The organism is Streptomyces sp. MMS24-W38 (genome assembly GCF_059889265.1).
In genome coordinates this window covers 6408319-6424842 of record NZ_JCBCPP010000001.1, presented here as the reverse complement: position 1 = coordinate 6424842, position 16524 = coordinate 6408319, and the positions used below count along the sequence as shown (strand labels likewise).

Below are 16524 nucleotides of genomic sequence, written 5' to 3'. Positions count from 1 at the left end.
GGGCATGACGTCGCTGGCCATCGACGCCGGCACCACCATGGTCAAGGTCGTCGGATACGGCTCGGACGGAGCGGAACTGACCGTCAGTCACCGGCCGACCCAGGTGCTCAGGACCCGGCCGGGCTGGGCGGAGCAGGACATGGGCCAGGTCTGGGAGGCAGTCGCCTCCGCCACCCGCGAAGTCGTGGCCGCGCTGCCCGAGCCGCCCGAGCTGGTCGCCGTCACCGGGCAGGGCGACGGGGCATGGCTCGTCGACGACCGGGGCCGTCCCACCGGGCCCGCCGTGCTGTGGAACGACGGACGGGCCGCCGACCTGGTCACCGGGTGGGAGCGCGACGGCACCCTGGAGCAGGCCTTCAGGATCTGCGGCTCCCGGCTGTCCACCGGCATGCCCAACGCCGTACTGGCCTGGATGCGCAAGCACGCCCCGGACCGGCCGCGCCGCTCCCGCCACCTGCTGACCTGCGGCGGCTGGATCTTCCTGAAGCTCACCGGGGAAGCGGCCGTGGACGAGTCCGAGGCATCGGCACCCTTCCTGGACATCGGGCGACGCACCTGGTCCGAGCGGCTGTTCGAGCTGTACGGCGTGGAGTGGGCCCGTGACCTGCTGCCCCCGCTCCGGGACGACGACCACCGGGTGACCGCGCTCACCGCCACCGCCACCGCCGAGACGGGGCTGCCCGCGGGCATACCGGTGGTGCTGGCGCCCTACGACATCTGCGCCACCGCCATCGGCTCCGGCGCGGTCAGCACCGGCCGGGCCTGCACCGTGCTCGGCACCACGCTGTCCACCGAGGTCGTCACCGACTCCGCCGACTGTGTGCTCACCGACGAGCCGGTGGGCATCACCGTCCCCCTGGGCGTCCCCGGGCACTATCTGCGCGCCTTCCCCACCATGAGCGGCGGCGACATGCTGCACTGGGGCGCACGGCTTCTCGGGCTCGCCTCGGTCACCGACCTGATGGCGCTGGCCGAGCGCGGCGCCGCCAACACGGCCGGAGTGCGGTTCCTGCCCTATGTTTCCTCGGCCGGGGAACGCGCCCCGTTCTTCGATCCGGCGGCCCGCGGTTCCCTGTCCGGTCTGTCCCTGGACAGCGGCCGGGAGGACGTGGCCCGCGCGGTCGTGGAGGGCGTCACCATGGCCATCCGCGACTGTCTCGCCGCCTCCGCGGCCACCCCGGAGCTGTTGACCCTCAGCGGCGGCGGAGCCCGGAGCGCGTACTGGACGCGGCTGATCGCGGATGTCGTCGGCCTGCCGGTGGCGATTCCCGCCGACACGGAGACCGGGGCCCGCGGCGCCTGGCTGACCGGCATGGTCGCGACCGGCCGCGAGCCGGACTTCGCCACCGCGGCGGCCCGGCACGTGCGGATCTCCGCCACCTTCGAGCCGGACCCTGCCAAGGGCGGGGCCCTGAGCGAGCGTTATGCGGAGTTCCTGCGGCTGCGGGAGCTGCACCGCCCGATCTGGGCGCTCGGCCGCGGCGGCACGGGCCCCGAGGGCGGAGCCGGCACGTGACCGGCGCCGGCCCGGACCTGTGGCTGGGCATCGACCTGGGCACACAGGGAGTCCGCGCGGTCGCCGTGACCTCGGACGGCCGGCTGCTCGGCACGGGGTCGTCGCCGCTGACCGGTCGCCGGCGGGGCGAACGCCATGAACAGGACCCGGGACAGTGGTGGCGTGCGGTCTGCTCGGCCGTCGGGCAGACCTGCGCCACGGGCGCCGACCCGCGTCGTATCCGGGCCGTGGCCGTCGACGCGACCTCCGGAACCCTCACACTGACCGACCGGCACGGCAGGTGTGTCGTCCCCGGTCTCATGTACGACGACGGCCGCGCCACCGTGGAGGCGGAGCAGGTCAACGCGCTCGGCGAACAGCAGTGGGCCAAGGCCGGCTACCGGCGGATGCAGCGTTCCTGGGGGCTTCCCAAGCTCCGCTGGCTGCTCGACCGGTACCCGAACGCGCTGACGGACGGCTGGCGCCTCGCCCACCAGAACGACGTGATCAACCGCAGGCTCGTCGGGCACGAGGTACCCACCGACACCAGCAACGCCCTCAAGTCCGGGGCCGACGCCGCGGCGGTGGCCTGGCCCGGACACGTCTTCGCCGCGCTGGGGATCCCCACCGGGATCCTGCCCGGCCTGGTGATGCCCGGCACCGTGATCGGCGGGGTCTGCGCCGGTGCCGCGGCGGAGTGCGGGCTCGTCCCGGGAATTCCCGTGGTCGCCGGAATGACCGACGGCTGTGCGGCCCAACTGGGCTCCGGGGCGACCGCGGTCGGCAGCTGGAACTCGGTCCTCGGCACCACGCTCGTCCTCAAGGGGGTCACCGAGGACCTGCTGCACGACCCGAACGGTGTCGTCTACTCCCACCGCTCGCCCTCCGGCCACTGGCTGCCCGGAGGTGCCTCCAGCACCGGTGCGGGCCTGGTCGCCCGGGAGTTCGCCGGCTCGGCCCTGGACCGGCTGACCGACGAGGCGGCGCCCCTGCTGCCCACCGGGCTGCTGCGCTATCCGCTGGTCTCGCCCGGGGAGCGGTTCCCCTTCGTCGCCCCGGACGCCGTCGCGTTCAGCAGCCGGGAACCGGCGGGCCGCGCCGAGGACTTCGCCGCACTGATGCAGGGCGTCGCGTACCTCGAACGCCTCTGCTTCGACTATCTGGACCTGCTCGGCGCCCCCACCGACGGGACCGTCGTCCTCACCGGCGGCGCGACCCGCAACCCGGTGTGGAACCAGCTCCGCGCCGATGTGCTGCGCCGGCCCCTGTCCCTGCCCCGCCATGCCCAGCCCGCACTCGGCATGGCCGTACTCGCCGCCTCTGCCTGCGGGGCTCCGGGCGGTCTGGACGGTGCCGCCGCCGCGATGGTGCGGCCCGCCCGGGTCCTGGAGCCGCGCGCCGCGCATCGATCCGCCCATGACGAGGGCTACGCCCGGCTGCTCGATCTGCTGGTCCAGCGTGGCTGGCTGCCCGAGACCGTCTCGGCCCACGCACGAGAAAGGACCGCACCATGAGCCTCCATGTTTTCCTCGTCCGGCACGGAGAGAGCGTCTGGCACGACGAGAACCGCTATGCCGGGGTCACCGACATCGATCTCTCCGAGCACGGCCGCGCCCAGGCCGCCCGGCTCGCTTCCTGGGCGGGGCGGGCGGATCTCACGGCGGTCTGGTCCTCCCCGTTGCGACGCTGCCGGCAGACCGCGGAGGAGAGCGCGGCCCGCGCCGGTCTGCCACTGATGGTCGAACCACGGCTGCGCGAACTCGATTTCGGCATCGCCGAGGGGATGACCCGCGCCGAGATGCGGCAGCGCCTGCCCGGCGTACTCAAGGCCTTCGAGGCCGACCCGGTCGGCAGCCACTTCCCGGAGGGAGAGGACCCCGTCGCCGTCGGCGAACGCTACGCCGACTTCCTCGCCGACCTACGGGCCGGTCACCAGGAGGGACGCGTTCTCGTCGTGGCCCACTCCACCGCGATCCGGCTCACCCTCTGCCGACTGCTCGGCCTCCCGCTGCGGGACTACCGCTGCGTCTTCCCCTATCTGGCCAACTGCGCGTTGAACGAACTGATCCTCCACGACGGCACACCCTCGCTGCTGGCGCTGAACCAGCACGTGACCCCAGGAGTACCCGAGTGACCACGATCCTCGCGGCAGGCGACCACTTCGTCCGCAGCTCCCTGTTCACCGACCGCCTCCGGCCGGTCGCACCCGACGCCACCTTCCGCGAACTCACCCTGCCCTGGCCCGTCGAGCCCTTCGGCGCGGTGGCCGAGGTCCACGAGGCCTCCGGTACCGAGGATCAGCTCATCGAGGCGCTGGACGGTGTGGAGATCTGCGTCACCCAGATGGCACCGCTGACGGAACGGGTCCTCGATGCGAGCCCCGGGCTCCGCCTGTTCTGCGTCGGCAGGGGCGGCCCGGTCAACGCCAATCTCGCGGCGGCCACCCGGCACGGTGTCGCGGTCACCTTCGCCCCCGGCCGCAACGCCGCCGCCACCGCCGAGCACACGGTCGCCCTGATGCTGGCGGCCGCCCGCCGTGTCCCCGCCGCCCACCAGGACCTCACCGCAGGCGTCTGGCGGGGCGACTACTACCGCTACGACAGCGTCGGCCCCGAACTGGAGGGCAGTACGGTCGGCATCGTGGGACACGGCGCCGTCGGCTCCCGGGTGGCCCGTATCGTCCGCGGATTCGGCGCCCGTGTCCTGGTCGCCGACCCGTACGCCGACGCGGCCGACCTGGCCCCGGCGGACCGGGTGGACCTCCCCGAACTCATGCGCCGCTCCTCCTTCGTCACCGTGCACGCCCGGGCCACGCCGAAGACCGAAGGGCTGCTCTCCCGCGAGCTGATCGGGCTCATGCCTCCCGGCGGCGTACTCGTCAACTGCGCCCGCGGCTCCCTGCTCGACTACGACGCCGTCTGCGACGCCCTGGACGAGGGCCGGCTCTTCGGAGCCGCCTTCGACGTCTTCCCCGAGGAACCGCTCCCGGCCGGCTCCCGGCTGCGGCGCACCCCCAACGTCGTGATGACCCCGCATCTGGCCGGCGCGGGCAAGCAGACCGCCCACAACGCGTCGGCCCTCGTGGCCGGTGAGGTCGCCCGGTTCCTGGCCGGCCGCGCCCCGGCCCACTGCGCCAACCCGGAGGTGTTGCGGACCCGGTCCTGACCGGCACACGAAGAGTTCCCCGGCTCCGCCACCACCGGTCCGCCCCGTGCTCGCCCCTCACCCGTCGGACGTCGCGGGGCGCTCCGGTGAAGCCCGACTCACCATCTCGTGGAAAGGACATCGCGTGCGCGGCAAGCTCCGGACGTTCCGATCCGTTCTCCTCGCCGGAATCAGTGTCCCTGCCCTCCTCCTCGCCGCCCCTTCTCCCGGCGTCGCCGCCGCGGGCGCCCCCGGCGGCCGACATCCCGAACTGCCCTCCTCCGTGTACGGCGGCGCCTGGCCGACCAGCCATGTGCAAGGCGTGACCGTGGACCGCAGACGCGGTTTCGTCTACTGGTCGTTCACCCAGAAGCTGGTCAAGACCGACCTCGCCGGCAAGGTCGTCGGGACCGTCGAGGGCCTCACCGGCCACCTCGGTGACATCGACGTCGACGACCGGAGCGGCAGGGTCTACGGATCACTCGAGTACAAGGCGGCGGAATCGTTCTACATCGCCGTCTTCGACGGCCGCGAGATCGACCGGGTCGGAATGAACGCCGAACGGGACGGCGTCATGACCGCGGTCCATCTCCACGAGGTGGCCGCGGACTTCACCGCCGACATGGACGGCGACGGAGTCTTCGACGGCGACACCGCCGACACCCCCGACCATCGCTACGGATGCAGCGGCATCGACGGCGTGTCGTTCGGCCCCGGGTTCGGCAAGCGGGGCGGCAAACAGACGCTGAAGGTCGCGTACGGCGTCTACTCCCACACCGGCCGGACCGACAACGACCACCAGGTGATCCTGGAGTACGACATCGGCTCCTGGGGCAGGTACGCGCGACCGCTCTCCCAGGACGCCCCGCACCACAGCGGCCCCGAGCACCACGCCGGCAAGTTCTTCGTCCACACCGGCAACACCACCTACGGCGTGCAGAACCTCCAGTACGACCCGTACACCAGGAACTGGATCATGGCGGTCTACAAGGGCAAGAAGGAAGGCTTCCCCAACTACTCCTTCTTCACCGTCGACGGCTCCGCCGAGCCGGTACGCGGCGAGATCAAGGGACAGCCCGTGCCGGAGACCGGTAGCCTCCTCACCCTCCGCGAGGCCGGCCTGCGCGACGACGCGACCGGCATCCGCGGCTGGGAGTTCCACGGCAGCCACGGGTTCGACGCGTTGGGCGACGGACGTTACTACGTGGCGGAGGGCCGGGCCGTGGAGGAGGACGGCGTCCTCAAGCAGGAGGGCGAGATCCGTCTGTACCGCTGGACGGGCGGGACTCCGGGGCCGTTCGAACCCCTCGGCTGACGGTACCCCGCCGGGCCGGCCCGGCGGGGTACCGTCATGGCATGTCAACTGCCGTACTGGGCACCTCAATAGGTCCGCTGCTCCGTGGCTGGCGGGAGCAGCGGAGGCTCAGCCAGCTGGAGCTGGCGCTGCGTGCCGACTCCTCCGCCCGGCACATCAGCTTCATCGAGACGGGCCGGTCCCGTCCGAGCGAGGAGATGATCCTGCGGCTGGCCGAACATCTCGATGTCCCGGTCCGGGAGCGCAACGTCCTGCTGCTGGCGGCCGGTTACGCCCCTCGTTACGCCGAGACCCCGCTGCACGATCCGGCGCTCGGCTCACTGCGCAGGGGCATCGAGCGGCTGCTGCAGGGCTACGAACCGTATCCGGCGCTGGTCGTCGACGGGACGTACAACGTCGTCGCCGCCAACCGAGGAATCATGATGATGCTGGACGGGGTGGCGGAGCATCTGCTTGCCCCGCCGCTGAACGCCATGCGGCTCACACTGCACCCGCAGGGAATGGCGCCCCACATCCGCAATCTGCCGGAATGGCGCGGACATCTGCTGGCCCAGATGGAGCGTCAGATCGCACTGGCCAGGTCCGAGGCGCTGCGCGCGCTGTACGACGAGGTGGCCGCTTATACGCTGCCGGAGACCTGGGACCACGGCAGCCACCCGGAGGAGTCCACTCCGTACTTCGCACTGCCGCTCCAGCTCGAGCACAACGGCCGGACCCTGTCCTTCATCTCGTCCATCTCGACCTTCAACACTCCGATGGACGTGACAGTCGCCGAGCTGGCCATCGAGACGTTTCTCCCGGCCGACTCGGCGACAGTCGAGTATCTGCAATCCCTCAAGCCGTAGTGGCACGCAGCGAGAGGAACTGGAGCACACCGAAACCGGCGACGGTCATGGCCTGCACGGGGATCCAGACGGCACCCGCGGTCGTCGGCGAGAACCAGGTGACCATCGCGACGATGCTGAGCACGGCCCACAGCACATTGGCGTCGATGACCGCCTTCACGGCGAGGGCCGGCGGCTGCTCCCGCGTGGCGAGGAAGCCGACTCCCGCGGCGTACAGCACCAGGAAGACGCCGAGTTCGAACAGCAGACCGGATCCGATGCCGAGCAGGTTACCGACCGGCTTCGAGTCGATCAGGTAGACCAGTCCGTTGGCACCGGTGACGACGGCGTCGAGGGCGAGGAAGCGGCGCAGCATGGTCTGCGGGCGGTCGGTGCGGGAGAGCGTGCCGAGCAGGGTGGTGGCGGACATATCGATCAGCCTCCGTCGAGGTCGAAAACGCTGGTCAGGGGGCCGTGCCCGGGCGGAGTGCGCCGCCCGGGCCACGGCGACTCCCACCTTGCCCCGTTCCGCACGAAGGGTCGATTACCACTGAGGTAATGAAGCAGGTCAGGCCACGGATGCCGAATCGGGCCCCACCCGCGCGGCGGCCGTGCAGAGGGCCGCGAGCACCGGGGCCATCGGCGATGCACGTCCGGTCGGACCACGTGCGGTGGAACCAGCAGCAGGTGGAGACCCTGGCGGCCCTGGCCGCGGGTGAGGCATGCCGTGCCCTGGTGCCCCAGCAGCAGAGTACGGGCGGGGCCTGGCCGAGCCTCCATCGGACCCGGAACGGGTCACCGCACGCCCGCTCGACGAGCAGGCCGCAGGGCGCGCAGATAACGCCGCCGGAAGAACCGCTGCGCGACCAGCAGCACCGGGAACACCAGGCGCCACGGCCCATGCGGGGCGGCACGGGTCAGGGAGCGGATCGTCAGCGCGACCGTGCCGTCGGGAGACCGGTGGACGACGAAGGCCTCCTCGCCGCTCACGGGATGGCCGGGCAGGGTGCCGTAGGCGAAGCCGCAGCGGTCCGGGGTGTCGACGACGGCGACGACCCGGACGGGCTCCCGCACCGCAAACGGACCGAACGCCGCGCTGATGCGGTACTCGGCCCCCTCCACGACCCGGCCCCCTGCGCCCTCGCGGCCCGTCACCGTGAAGCCACTGCGCCGCTTGATGCCCCAGCACAGCACCGCGTCCGCCGCAGCGTGCCAGTCAGTGTCCCCGTGCCCGATGACGACGGTACGGACGTAGGGGCGCAGACCTGTGATCCCCACCGACCAGGACTCTTCCGCGGGCCGGGTCGCACCGGCCGGCCCATAAGTGAGTTCACCCGACGACGGGCCGCGTCTCGTACGGCTGTTGGGCATGGCATTCCTGTTCGGAAGAGGGGACGGGCCATGAGTGATGTGCCCCGGCTCACCGCCCGGGCCTCACCATTGCGCAAGCCGCAGCCCACCATCATGACGATCTCGAGCGCGAGATCATCGTCAGCGACAGTCAGCGCCTTCTTCACATGGGCGAGGGACGGGATGACCACCTTCTCACGGACGTACTCCGGCTCTTGAACGCCCTTCACAGGGTCATCCACCATGGCTCCCTGACGCTCTTCTGACCGAGTTCGCGGCGGGCCCCGGCGGATGGTGCTGTCCTCTCGTGAGGGCCGCCGCCACCACGGCGGCGGCCCTCACGATCACCAGCGATGTTTTCGTGCAGGCCTTGTCAGGCGCGGGTCCAGCGTTGGTTGTTGCTGTTCGAGCAGGAGTAGAGCTGGATCAGGGTGCCGTTGACGGTGCCGCCCCCGACGGCGTCGAGGCAGCGGCCGGACTGGACGCCGACGATGGATCCGTCGGAGTTGAGGCGCCACTTCTGGTTATCGCCGCCCCAGCAGCTGTAGATCTGGACTTTGGCGCCGTTGCCGGTGCCGGCGGCGTCCAAGCACTTGTTGCCGTAGACCCTGAGCTCTCCGGCGTCGGTGTACGTCCACTGCTGGTTGGTGCCGTTGTGGCAGTCCCACAGGTGGAGCTGGGTGCCGTCGGTGGTGCTGGTGCCGGGCACGTCCAGGCAGCGGCCCGAACCGACGCCCTTGATCGTTTTGCCGTCCGCGGGCGGTGGGGTGGAGCCGCCGTTGAGTGCGTTGAGGACGGCGGTGTAGGCGGGCTTCTTGCTGCCGTCGTTGTTGAACAGCAGCGGCGTGTGCTCCGATCGCCAGGAGTCGCTGTCGCGCACACCCCAGACGGTGATGCCGAGGCAGCGCGAGACGGCCAGGCAGTCGTTGACCACGTTGGCGTAGGTCGAGGCCGAGGCACCCTGGATGTCGAGCTCGGTGATGGCCACGTCGACGCCGAGGGCGGCGAAGTTCTGCAGGGTGGTGCGGAAGTTGCTGTTGTAGGGGCTGCCGCTGTTGAAGTGCGACTGGAAGCCGACGCAGTCGATCGGCACGCCGCGCTGCTTGAAGTCCCGCACCATGGCGTACATGGCCTGAGTCTTGGCCCAGGTCCAGTCCTCGACGTTGTAGTCGTTGTAGCAGAGCTTGGCGGACGGGTCGGCGGCGCGCGCGGCGCGGAAGGCGACCTCGATCCAGTCGTTGCCGGTGCGCTGCAGGTTGGAGTCGCGCCGGGCTCCGGAACTGCCGTCGGCGAAGGCCTCGTTCACGACGTCCCACTGGGCGATCTTGCCCTTGTAGTGGGCCATCACGCCGTTGATGTGGTCGATCATCGCCTGGCGCAGTGCGCTGCCGCTGAGGCTCTGCATCCAGCCGGGCTGCTGGGAGTGCCAGGCCAGGGTGTGGCCGCGCACCTGCTTGCCGTTCTGCACCGCCCAGTTGTAGACGCGGTCGGCGGCGGTGAAGTTGAACTGGCCCCGCTGCGGTTGGGTGGCGTCGATCTTCATCTCGTTCTCGGCCGTCACCGAGTTGAACTCACGGGCCGCGATCGTCGCGTACGTCGAGTCGCTCAGCCTGTTCGCGGCGATGGCGACGCCGAAGTAGCGGCCGCTCTGCGCCGCCGCGGCGCCGAGCGTGCTCTCGGCGGCCTGAGCGGACGGCGGCGCGACCAGTACGGCGGCCACACCGAGGACGCCGGCGACCAGCGCCAACAGCAGAGCGCGGATCTTCCGCCGGACAACGGGTCTGGGAAGGGCGTACAAGCCCATGGCTGTGCCTCCAAGGTAGGAATGACGGGATCACCGGACACCGCGGTCATGGGGCCCGGGAGGATCTCAACCGGCACGGACGGGCCCGGTCGGCCGCCGAGTGGCGTAGGCCGGGCGACGGCGGTCTTTCGACACGGGCACGGGGGTACTCCATCGCGGCTCAGCCGGGAGGCCGTCACGCGGCGTCGCACACCTCTCCTGCTGCACGGAGGGTCGGGATGCGTCGGTGCGAGCCTCACCGGGACGAAAAACGGGGTGGCGCAGGTGCTTTGGTGCGCAGATCTGTCGTGCGGCTGTGCGCGGCTCTGCAGTGCGGCACAGGCTGCCCGGGACCAGCGTGGTTCGAAATCTCGTCCTACGGTCGGTTTACCAGACAGGATGATTGAGAGGTTGACAGTGGCTCGTCAACCCTCGCGGCAGAAAAAGTTTCCGCTTCCATTTCGAAACTTTCGATTCCGCGTCGAGGTGGGCGGATCCCTGGACCGGTGAGCCGTATCGCACACCACCTGCGGATTTACGGTTGACGCAAGGGATTGTCACGCCCGGTGGGAGGAATTGTTTGCAGACAGATCGACGACAGACCTTGACCGGAGGGCCTCTCCTTCCTAGCTTGTGGCGTCACAGAACCGGGATCACTTCGAAATTTTCGAACCCGTCTCTGCCCCTGGCGCGGCTGCCGCTCCGCGGTTCATCGGCGTCGCCTCACCCGCCCCCAAGGAGGCCCTCTGATGTGGTTTCGCCACCCGTCCCCGGTCCGTCCAAGACGCTTACTCGGCGTCCTTGCGCCCTTGCTGCTGGTGGCCACCTTCCTCGGTGCCCAGCCCGCCGAGGCCGCGACCGTGGATCCCGACGCCTCGTACGTGCTGGTCAACCGGAACAGCGGCAAAGCCCTGGACGTCTACAACATGGCGACCGACGACGGCGCCCGCATCACCCAGTGGACCAGGAACGACCAGAACCAGCAGCAGTGGCAGTTCGTCGATTCCGGGGACGGCTACTACCGCATCAAGTCCCGCCACTCGGGCAAGGTGCTGGACGTCCACAACTGGTCCACCGCGAACGGCGGCTCGATCGTTCAGTGGGCCGACCTGAACGGCACCAACCAGCAGTGGCGGCTGGCCGACAGCTCGGACGGCTACGTGAGACTCATCTCGCGCCACAGCAACAAGGCCCTCGAAGTACAAGGCGCCTCCACCGCCGACAACGCGAACGTCGTCCAGTACGACGACTGGGGCGGCACCAACCAGCAGTGGCAGCTCGTCAAGGTCGGCGCCGGCACCCCCGGCTCGTGCGATCTTCCGTCGAGCTACCGCTGGACATCTACGGGCGCACTGGCGCAGCCCCGGCAGGGGTGGGTGTCGCTCAAGGACTTCACCGTCGCCCCGTACAACGGCAGGCAGCTCGTCTACGCGACCACGCATGACACGGGGACACGGTGGGGTTCGATGAACTTCGGCCTGTTCACCGACTGGCCGGAGATGGCCTCGGCCGGCCAGAACGCGATGTCCAGCTCGACAGTGGCACCCACGCTCTTCTACTTCGCGCCGAAGAACATCTGGGTGCTCGCCTACCAGTGGGGCGGGACCGCCTTCTCCTACCGGACGTCGAGCGACCCCACCAACCCGAACGGCTGGTCGTCCGAGCAGGTGCTCTTCTCCGGAAGCATCTCGGGCTCCGGAACAGGGCCCATCGACCAGACGCTCATCGGTGACGGCACGAACATGTACCTGTTCTTCGCCGGCGACAACGGCAAGATCTACCGGGCCGGCATGCCGATCGGGAACTTCCCGGGCAGCTTCGGCTCGACCTCGACCGTGGTCATGAGCGACACGACGAACAACCTGTTCGAAGCCCCGCAGGTCTACAAGCTGCAGGGCCAGAACCGCTACCTCATGATCGTCGAGGCGATCGGCTCGCAGGGCCGGTACTTCCGCTCGTTCACGGCGACCAGCCTGAACGGCTCCTGGACGCCCCAGGCCGCGACCGAGAGCAATCCCTTCGCCGGCAAGGCCAACAGTGGCGCCACCTGGACCAACGACATCAGCCACGGCGAGCTGATCCGCACCAGCGCCGATCAGACCATGACCGTCGATCCCTGCAACCTGCAGTTGCTCTACCAGGGGCGCAGCCCCAACTCGGGCGGTGACTACGGCCTCCTGCCCTACCGTCCGGGTCTGCTGACACTGCGGCGCTGACGGCACGACGCGGGTCCGGCTCCGAGGGGGAGCCGGCGTGGTCCGAACAGCCCAGGTCACCTCCCCCGGCCCCGCAGAAAGCCAAGCGGGCCAAGGCGGCACCGGCCGGGCGTGCGGGCGGCAAGGAGCCCACCCCGAAGAAGTCCACGGCGAAAACGCCGTGCAGAAGCCGAAGCCCGCGCCCGTGCGCGTGCGCGACCTCGGTGACCGTTTCATCAACCGCGCGGCCCTCGGCTACGGCCCCGTGGACGAGACCAAGGGATCCAACGCGGTGAGGGCGTGCCGTCCGCTGCTCCGGCGGACGGCACGCCCTCAAGTCGCTCAGTGTTCCGACGCGAACCGGACGAACTGCCCCCAGCCTTCGTGGCCGACGGTGAAGGACGGGCGGGTCACGTCCTTGGAGTCCCTTACGTGGACGGCCTGTTCGGCGATCGCGACCTCCACGCAGTCGTCGCCCTGGGTGCCGCTGTAGCTGGACTTGAACCAGGCGAGTTCCGACATACCGCTGCTCATGGCTCTCCTCGCAGTCGCTCCAGCAGGTCCCGGGATTCCTGGGGATTCAGGGCCTGCGAGCGCAGTGTGTCATAGCGTCGACAGAGCAGACTCATCTCTTTCGCGTCGGAGGTCAGCCGTCCGTTCTGCCGCCCCTCGGAGTAGCCGACTCGGCGCCCCTCCGGGGTTTCCAAAATTCGCATAGGTCCATCCAGGCAGCCGTGGAACTCCAATCCCGCATCATCGCCTGCCGCTCCATTCGGGCTGCGACCTGTGCCTCCGTCTGCTCGTCGGTCAGCAACGGGATGCTGTTGTCGAACACCGCCCGCGCATACGCCTCCGACTGCAACAACCCCGGAACCAGCCGGCACTCGTACGTGCACAGGCTCACCGCCTCCCGCTCCAGCCGCGCCCACCGCCGGAACCACGCCGCCAGCCCCGCCTCCCCCCGCGTCAGATGCCGCGCGGCCTTCCGCAGCGCACCCGTGTTGCCCAGCGCCTCCTCCGCACGCTCCACGAACGCCTCGTCCGGCATCCGGCGGCCCAACTCCACCGACTCCACCGTGTGCTTGGAGTACTGGACCCGGGCGCCGAGATCGACCCGGCTGAGTCCCACGTGCTCGCGCAGTGCCTGGACGACGGCGCCGAACGTCCGCAGGCTGTCCGACGGATGCGGCTCCCGCTCCCACTCCCCCGCCGGAACCACCCGCGCGCCGGCGCCGCCTCCGGCCGCCTCCCCCTCGACTCCGACGATGTCCATCCGCCGCCCCTTTCCTCTTCTCCGCACCGCACCGCGACGGCTCCTCACGCCGCCTCGCGTTCACCGGCCAGCGTGACGGAAAATCAGACGTACCATCCACTCTTCGTGTCCGCACGATGACTCAGCGTACGGGGTGCCACACTCGTCCCCGCCCCGTCCGACCGCCACTCTGAGGTCACGGAGAGCGAGGAGAAACCGCCCGTGCTCGCCGATCACCTGCGGAAACACCCGGTCGGCCGTCTCCCCTCCCGTGCACTCCCGCCCACCACGGGCGGCGGCGGCCGGTCCTGGCCGCGTCGGACGAGCTGGAAGGTGCAGTCATGCAGAACGGAACCAACCTGTACGCGTTCGACATCAGCGGGGCCTCGTTCGTGAAGGCGTGCGGCGGCCCCTGCACCGAGGGGTGCGTGACCCTGGCCCGGATCGGCGAGGACGCCTGGGCCCTGGGCGACAGCAAGCGGCCGGACGCGCAGCCGCTGCGGTTCACCACGCAGGAGCTGGCCGCCGCCGGTATCGACCCGGCGCGCTTCGGCCTCGGCGCCTGCCCCTCCCCCCCTCCCCTCCCCACCGCCGGCCGGACCGGGTCCCTCCCCCTGTCCGGCCGGCGCTCCTCGAAACGGGAACGGCTCGTGCACCACCACGGCTATCTGTGGACCGGCCCGAAGGCACGCTTCGACGACGAGGCCCTGCGGCGGCCCCCGCACCCCGACCCGCCCCCGGCCGGAAGCAGGCCGGAACTGATCGAGCGCTACCGCCAGGCGGCCGCGGAGTTCCGGACGTCGGACCTCCCGCCCCTGGAAACGGCGTACTGGCTCGTCAAGCCCCGCTCACTGGTGCGGGGCACCTGGGACGGGGCGAAGGAGGCGGCGGCCTGACCCTCGTCGCCGCCCTCGCCGACCACTGGGACTGCGTCCCCTACCCACCCGGCGGCAAGACCGTCCGGGCGGTGCTGACGGCACCGGTCGATGCGTGACGGCGCCGGCCGGGGAGAGCCGAAGCTCGCGCGCCTACGCCTCCGCGGGCAGCGCGGGGAACACGAGCACCGAGCCGTCCTTGTCTCGGGCGATCTCGATCGCCACGTCCGTCGGGCGGCCGTTGACCGCGACGCCGTCGCCCAGCCTGCGGATGGCGCTCGGCGTCGGCATGCGTGCTCACCCCCACCGCCACGGCCATGAGCACGAGCGGCGCGGCCACGGTGAGCGCCGCGCCTCCAGCGGTCACGACACCGGCTGTCGCACCGGCGACGATGCCACCCGTTGGGTTCACGAGTGGGCCGCGGATGCCACCGGCCACCCCCTTCGCCGCCATCGGGCGGACGATGCCCTGACCGAACTGGGCGGCGACCCTCGCAGGAACCACCATGCGGTACAGGCCCTCGCCGGCAGCGGTCGCCGTAGCCGCCGCAGAGGAACTTCGCGCCGACTGCGTGATGAGCTGCGACAGGTGCTGTGCCAGGGGACTCGCGGCATCGAGCGGGATGCCTCGGCTGCGGTCGAGCTCGTCGGACAGCGCCTCCACTTCGCCGAAGCCGTCCGTCAGTCCCTGCCGATGACGACCACTTCGTCCTCGACCGTCCAGCGGCGCCGCTCGTGTTTGGGCGGATTGATCCGCACACCGTAGCCGGGGCTCGTCGACGAGTCGTCGTGGCTCCGGTAGCCGATGGCACAGTGGCCGCGACGACGTGCCGCGGCCACTACTGTGGCGAAGGACGTCTCACGCCCGGGCAGTACGTAGTCGGCGGCCGGCCGCAGGCGGACCCCGGGCCCACTGGGGCACCCCCGCCGCCACCATCCTGCGCTCCGCGCTGGATCCGGTGCGCGACGAGTTCAGTTTCGTCGACCGTGACGGCAAGCGCGTCGAGAAGCCCCTCCCCGAGCGGCTGCAGGGCTGGGCCCGCGTGGTGCAGCGGTTCGGCCACTGGTCGATGTTCCGCTTCCTGACCGAGCACGCCGGCCTCGACGAGCGGACCATCGACCTGATCGGCACCCTGGAGAACCTCACCTCTCGACTCCCCCTGTCCTTCATCCACAGCTTCATCGGCTCCTCCCTCATCAGCCCCGACACGCCCTTCTACGAGTTGGAGGGCGGCACGGCCGTACTGCCGGATGCCCTGTTGGAACGCGCGCGCAAGGACGTGCGGTTCGACCGCCGTGTCACACGCATCGAGTACCACCACCCGGACCGCCCCTCACCGGACACCGGGCACGTCCGGAGCAAGGGTCCGCACGTGTGGGTGGACACCGTGTCGGAGGGCCGCAGCGGTCCCGTCGTACGCGAGCAGTTCACCGCGGACGTCGCCGTGGTCACGGTGCCGTTCTCCGGACTGCGTCACGTGCAGGTCGACCCGCCCATGTCGTACGGCAAGCGCCGGGCGGTCTGCGAACTGCACTACGACAGCGCGACCAAGGTGCTGCTGGAGTTCAGCCGTCGTTGGTGGGAGTTCGACGAGGCCGACTGGAAAAGGGAGTTGCGCACCGTCGACCCGGGTCTGTACGACGCCTACCGCACCGGTCGCGCCCCCGCGGACGGCAGCCTGCTCGGCGCCCACCCCTCCGTGCCCGCCGGGCACGTCACAGAGGGTCAGCGCACCCACTACGCCGCCAACCGCGCGGTCGCGCGCGACCAGCCGGAGGCGGTCGACGTCGTGGGCGGCGGCTCGGTGTCGGACAACGCCAACCGGTTCATGTTCCACCCGTCCCATCCGGTTCCGGGCAGCGCGGGGGGTGTGGTCCTGGCCTCCTACAGCTGGGCGGACGACGCTCTGCGCTGGGACTCCCTGGACGACGACGCACGGTATCCGCACGCTCTGCGCGGCCTCCAGCAGGTCTACGGCCAGCGCATCGAGGTCTTCTACACCGGCGCGGGCCGCACACAGAGCTGGCTGCGCGACCCCTACGCCTACGGGGAGGCGTCCGTGCTCCTGCCCGGGCAGCACACGGAGTTGCTGCCCGCCACCCCCGTGCGCGAAGGGCCGTTGCACTTCGCCGGGGACCACACGTCCGTCAAACCCGCGTGGATCGAGGGAGCCGTGGAGTCCGCCGTGCGTACCGCCTTGGAGATCCACACCGCATGAGCCGCGCGGGCCGAGCGGCTCCCGAACGCATCGTCGAAAACAGGACAGACAAGCGGAGATGAGGTACCAAGG

The 16524-nt window shown here is 70.5% G+C and carries 13 protein-coding genes and 5 pseudogenes; 10 read left to right on the top strand and 8 right to left on the bottom strand.

Features of this window, described 5'->3' with window-relative positions:
• The first annotated feature begins 4 nt into the window (after positions 1 to 4).
• From AC6F7H_RS28100 to AC6F7H_RS28075, 6 genes are all read left to right on the top strand, one after another.
• Positions 5 to 1516, top strand: a complete 1512-nt coding sequence (locus AC6F7H_RS28100) for an FGGY family carbohydrate kinase (protein ID WP_500759931.1) — start codon at positions 5 to 7, stop codon at positions 1514 to 1516.
• The gene (locus tag AC6F7H_RS28095; protein WP_500759930.1) at positions 1513 to 3009 is read left to right on the top strand and encodes an FGGY-family carbohydrate kinase; all 1497 of its coding nucleotides are present in this window, start codon (positions 1513 to 1515) and stop codon (positions 3007 to 3009) included. Before AC6F7H_RS28100 ends, AC6F7H_RS28095 begins: the two co-directional genes overlap by 4 nt.
• On the top strand, positions 3006 to 3629 hold the full coding sequence (locus AC6F7H_RS28090; protein ID WP_500759929.1) for a histidine phosphatase family protein: 624 nt from the start codon (positions 3006 to 3008) through the stop codon (positions 3627 to 3629). The genes AC6F7H_RS28095 and AC6F7H_RS28090 overlap by 4 nt, the downstream gene beginning before the upstream one ends.
• The gene (locus tag AC6F7H_RS28085; RefSeq protein ID WP_500759928.1) at positions 3626 to 4660 is read left to right on the top strand and encodes a 2-hydroxyacid dehydrogenase; all 1035 of its coding nucleotides are present in this window, start codon (positions 3626 to 3628) and stop codon (positions 4658 to 4660) included. Before AC6F7H_RS28090 ends, AC6F7H_RS28085 begins: the two co-directional genes overlap by 4 nt.
• A gap of 124 nt (positions 4661 to 4784) precedes the next feature.
• Positions 4785 to 5954, top strand: coding sequence for a hypothetical protein (locus tag AC6F7H_RS28080; RefSeq protein ID WP_500759927.1), 1170 nt, complete (start codon positions 4785 to 4787; stop codon positions 5952 to 5954).
• Between the two features lie 41 nt (positions 5955 to 5995).
• Positions 5996 to 6799 carry a helix-turn-helix domain-containing protein gene (locus AC6F7H_RS28075; protein WP_500759926.1) on the top strand — a complete coding sequence of 268 codons (804 nt, stop codon included), beginning with the start codon at positions 5996 to 5998 and terminating at the stop codon, positions 6797 to 6799.
• Here the strand turns inward: AC6F7H_RS28075 and AC6F7H_RS28070 are convergent.
• The 3 genes from AC6F7H_RS28070 to AC6F7H_RS28060 form a co-directional block, all read right to left on the bottom strand.
• Positions 6789 to 7208: a hypothetical protein gene (locus AC6F7H_RS28070; protein ID WP_500759925.1), complete on the bottom strand. Its 420-nt coding sequence runs from the start codon at positions 7206 to 7208 to the stop codon at positions 6789 to 6791. The genes AC6F7H_RS28075 and AC6F7H_RS28070 overlap by 11 nt on opposite strands.
• A 365-nt stretch (positions 7209 to 7573) precedes the next feature.
• Positions 7574 to 8056 (bottom strand): DUF1990 domain-containing protein, encoded by a 483-nt coding sequence (locus tag AC6F7H_RS28065; protein ID WP_500759923.1) that lies wholly within the window; start codon positions 8054 to 8056, stop codon positions 7574 to 7576.
• Positions 8057 to 8501: 445 nt separating this feature from the next.
• Positions 8502 to 9932: an endo-1,4-beta-xylanase gene (locus AC6F7H_RS28060; RefSeq protein ID WP_500759921.1), complete on the bottom strand. Its 1431-nt coding sequence runs from the start codon at positions 9930 to 9932 to the stop codon at positions 8502 to 8504.
• A 728-nt stretch (positions 9933 to 10660) separates the two neighbouring features.
• Between AC6F7H_RS28060 and AC6F7H_RS28055 the strand changes: the two genes are divergently transcribed.
• Positions 10661 to 12127, top strand: coding sequence for a non-reducing end alpha-L-arabinofuranosidase family hydrolase (locus tag AC6F7H_RS28055; RefSeq protein ID WP_500759920.1), 1467 nt, complete (start codon positions 10661 to 10663; stop codon positions 12125 to 12127).
• A gap of 321 nt (positions 12128 to 12448) precedes the next feature.
• Here the strand turns inward: AC6F7H_RS28055 and AC6F7H_RS28050 are convergent, their stop codons facing one another.
• On the bottom strand, positions 12449 to 12640 hold the full coding sequence (locus AC6F7H_RS28050; RefSeq protein ID WP_500759918.1) for a DUF397 domain-containing protein: 192 nt from the start codon (positions 12638 to 12640) through the stop codon (positions 12449 to 12451).
• Positions 12637 to 13379 (bottom strand): annotated as a pseudogene (locus AC6F7H_RS28045) (helix-turn-helix domain-containing protein). The gene AC6F7H_RS28050 and the pseudogene AC6F7H_RS28045 overlap by 4 nt, the downstream one beginning before the upstream one ends.
• A 320-nt stretch (positions 13380 to 13699) precedes the next feature.
• Here AC6F7H_RS28045 and AC6F7H_RS28040 point away from each other — a divergent pair.
• Both AC6F7H_RS28040 and AC6F7H_RS28035 read left to right on the top strand, forming a co-directional pair.
• Positions 13700 to 13921, top strand: a pseudogene (locus AC6F7H_RS28040) (DUF397 domain-containing protein); the annotation flags it as partial.
• 87 nt (positions 13922 to 14008) lie between these two features.
• Positions 14009 to 14251, top strand: a pseudogene (locus AC6F7H_RS28035) (hypothetical protein); the annotation flags it as partial.
• A gap of 135 nt (positions 14252 to 14386) precedes the next feature.
• Here the strand turns inward: AC6F7H_RS28035 and AC6F7H_RS28030 are convergent.
• From AC6F7H_RS28030 to AC6F7H_RS28020, 3 genes and pseudogenes are all read right to left on the bottom strand, one after another.
• Entirely contained in the window at positions 14387 to 14524 is a 138-nt protein-coding gene (locus AC6F7H_RS28030) for a hypothetical protein (RefSeq protein WP_500759917.1), read from the bottom strand.
• Positions 14508 to 14957 (bottom strand): annotated as a pseudogene (locus tag AC6F7H_RS28025) (hypothetical protein); the annotation flags it as partial. The pseudogene AC6F7H_RS28025 and the gene AC6F7H_RS28030, both read right to left, overlap by 17 nt.
• Positions 14915 to 15073, bottom strand: a complete 159-nt coding sequence (locus AC6F7H_RS28020; RefSeq protein ID WP_500759915.1) for a hypothetical protein — start codon at positions 15071 to 15073, stop codon at positions 14915 to 14917. The gene AC6F7H_RS28020 and the pseudogene AC6F7H_RS28025, both read right to left, overlap by 43 nt.
• Before the next feature lie 8 nt (positions 15074 to 15081).
• On the opposite strand from AC6F7H_RS28020, the pseudogene AC6F7H_RS28015 reads away from it, so the two are divergent.
• Positions 15082 to 16452, top strand: a pseudogene (locus AC6F7H_RS28015) (flavin monoamine oxidase family protein); the annotation flags it as partial.
• Positions 16453 to 16524 lie beyond the last annotated feature (72 nt).

Bases quoted from the DNA above. Each gene is read 5' to 3' on its own strand.
- AC6F7H_RS28100 (WP_500759931.1), top strand. From the start codon at position 5: ATGACGTCGCTGGCCATCGACGCCGGCACCACCATGGTCAAGGTCGTC.
- AC6F7H_RS28090 (WP_500759929.1), top strand. From the start codon at position 3,006: ATGAGCCTCCATGTTTTCCTCGTCCGGCACGGAGAGAGCGTCTGGCAC.
- AC6F7H_RS28075 (WP_500759926.1), top strand. From the start codon at position 5,996: ATGTCAACTGCCGTACTGGGCACCTCAATAGGTCCGCTGCTCCGTGGC.
- AC6F7H_RS28070 (WP_500759925.1), bottom strand. From the start codon at position 7,208: ATGTCCGCCACCACCCTGCTCGGCACGCTCTCCCGCACCGACCGCCCG.
- AC6F7H_RS28060 (WP_500759921.1), bottom strand. From the start codon at position 9,932: ATGGGCTTGTACGCCCTTCCCAGACCCGTTGTCCGGCGGAAGATCCGC.
- AC6F7H_RS28055 (WP_500759920.1), top strand. From the start codon at position 10,661: ATGTGGTTTCGCCACCCGTCCCCGGTCCGTCCAAGACGCTTACTCGGC.
- AC6F7H_RS28050 (WP_500759918.1), bottom strand. From the start codon at position 12,640: ATGAGCAGCGGTATGTCGGAACTCGCCTGGTTCAAGTCCAGCTACAGC.
- AC6F7H_RS28030 (WP_500759917.1), bottom strand. From the start codon at position 14,524: ATGCCGACGCCGAGCGCCATCCGCAGGCTGGGCGACGGCGTCGCGGTC.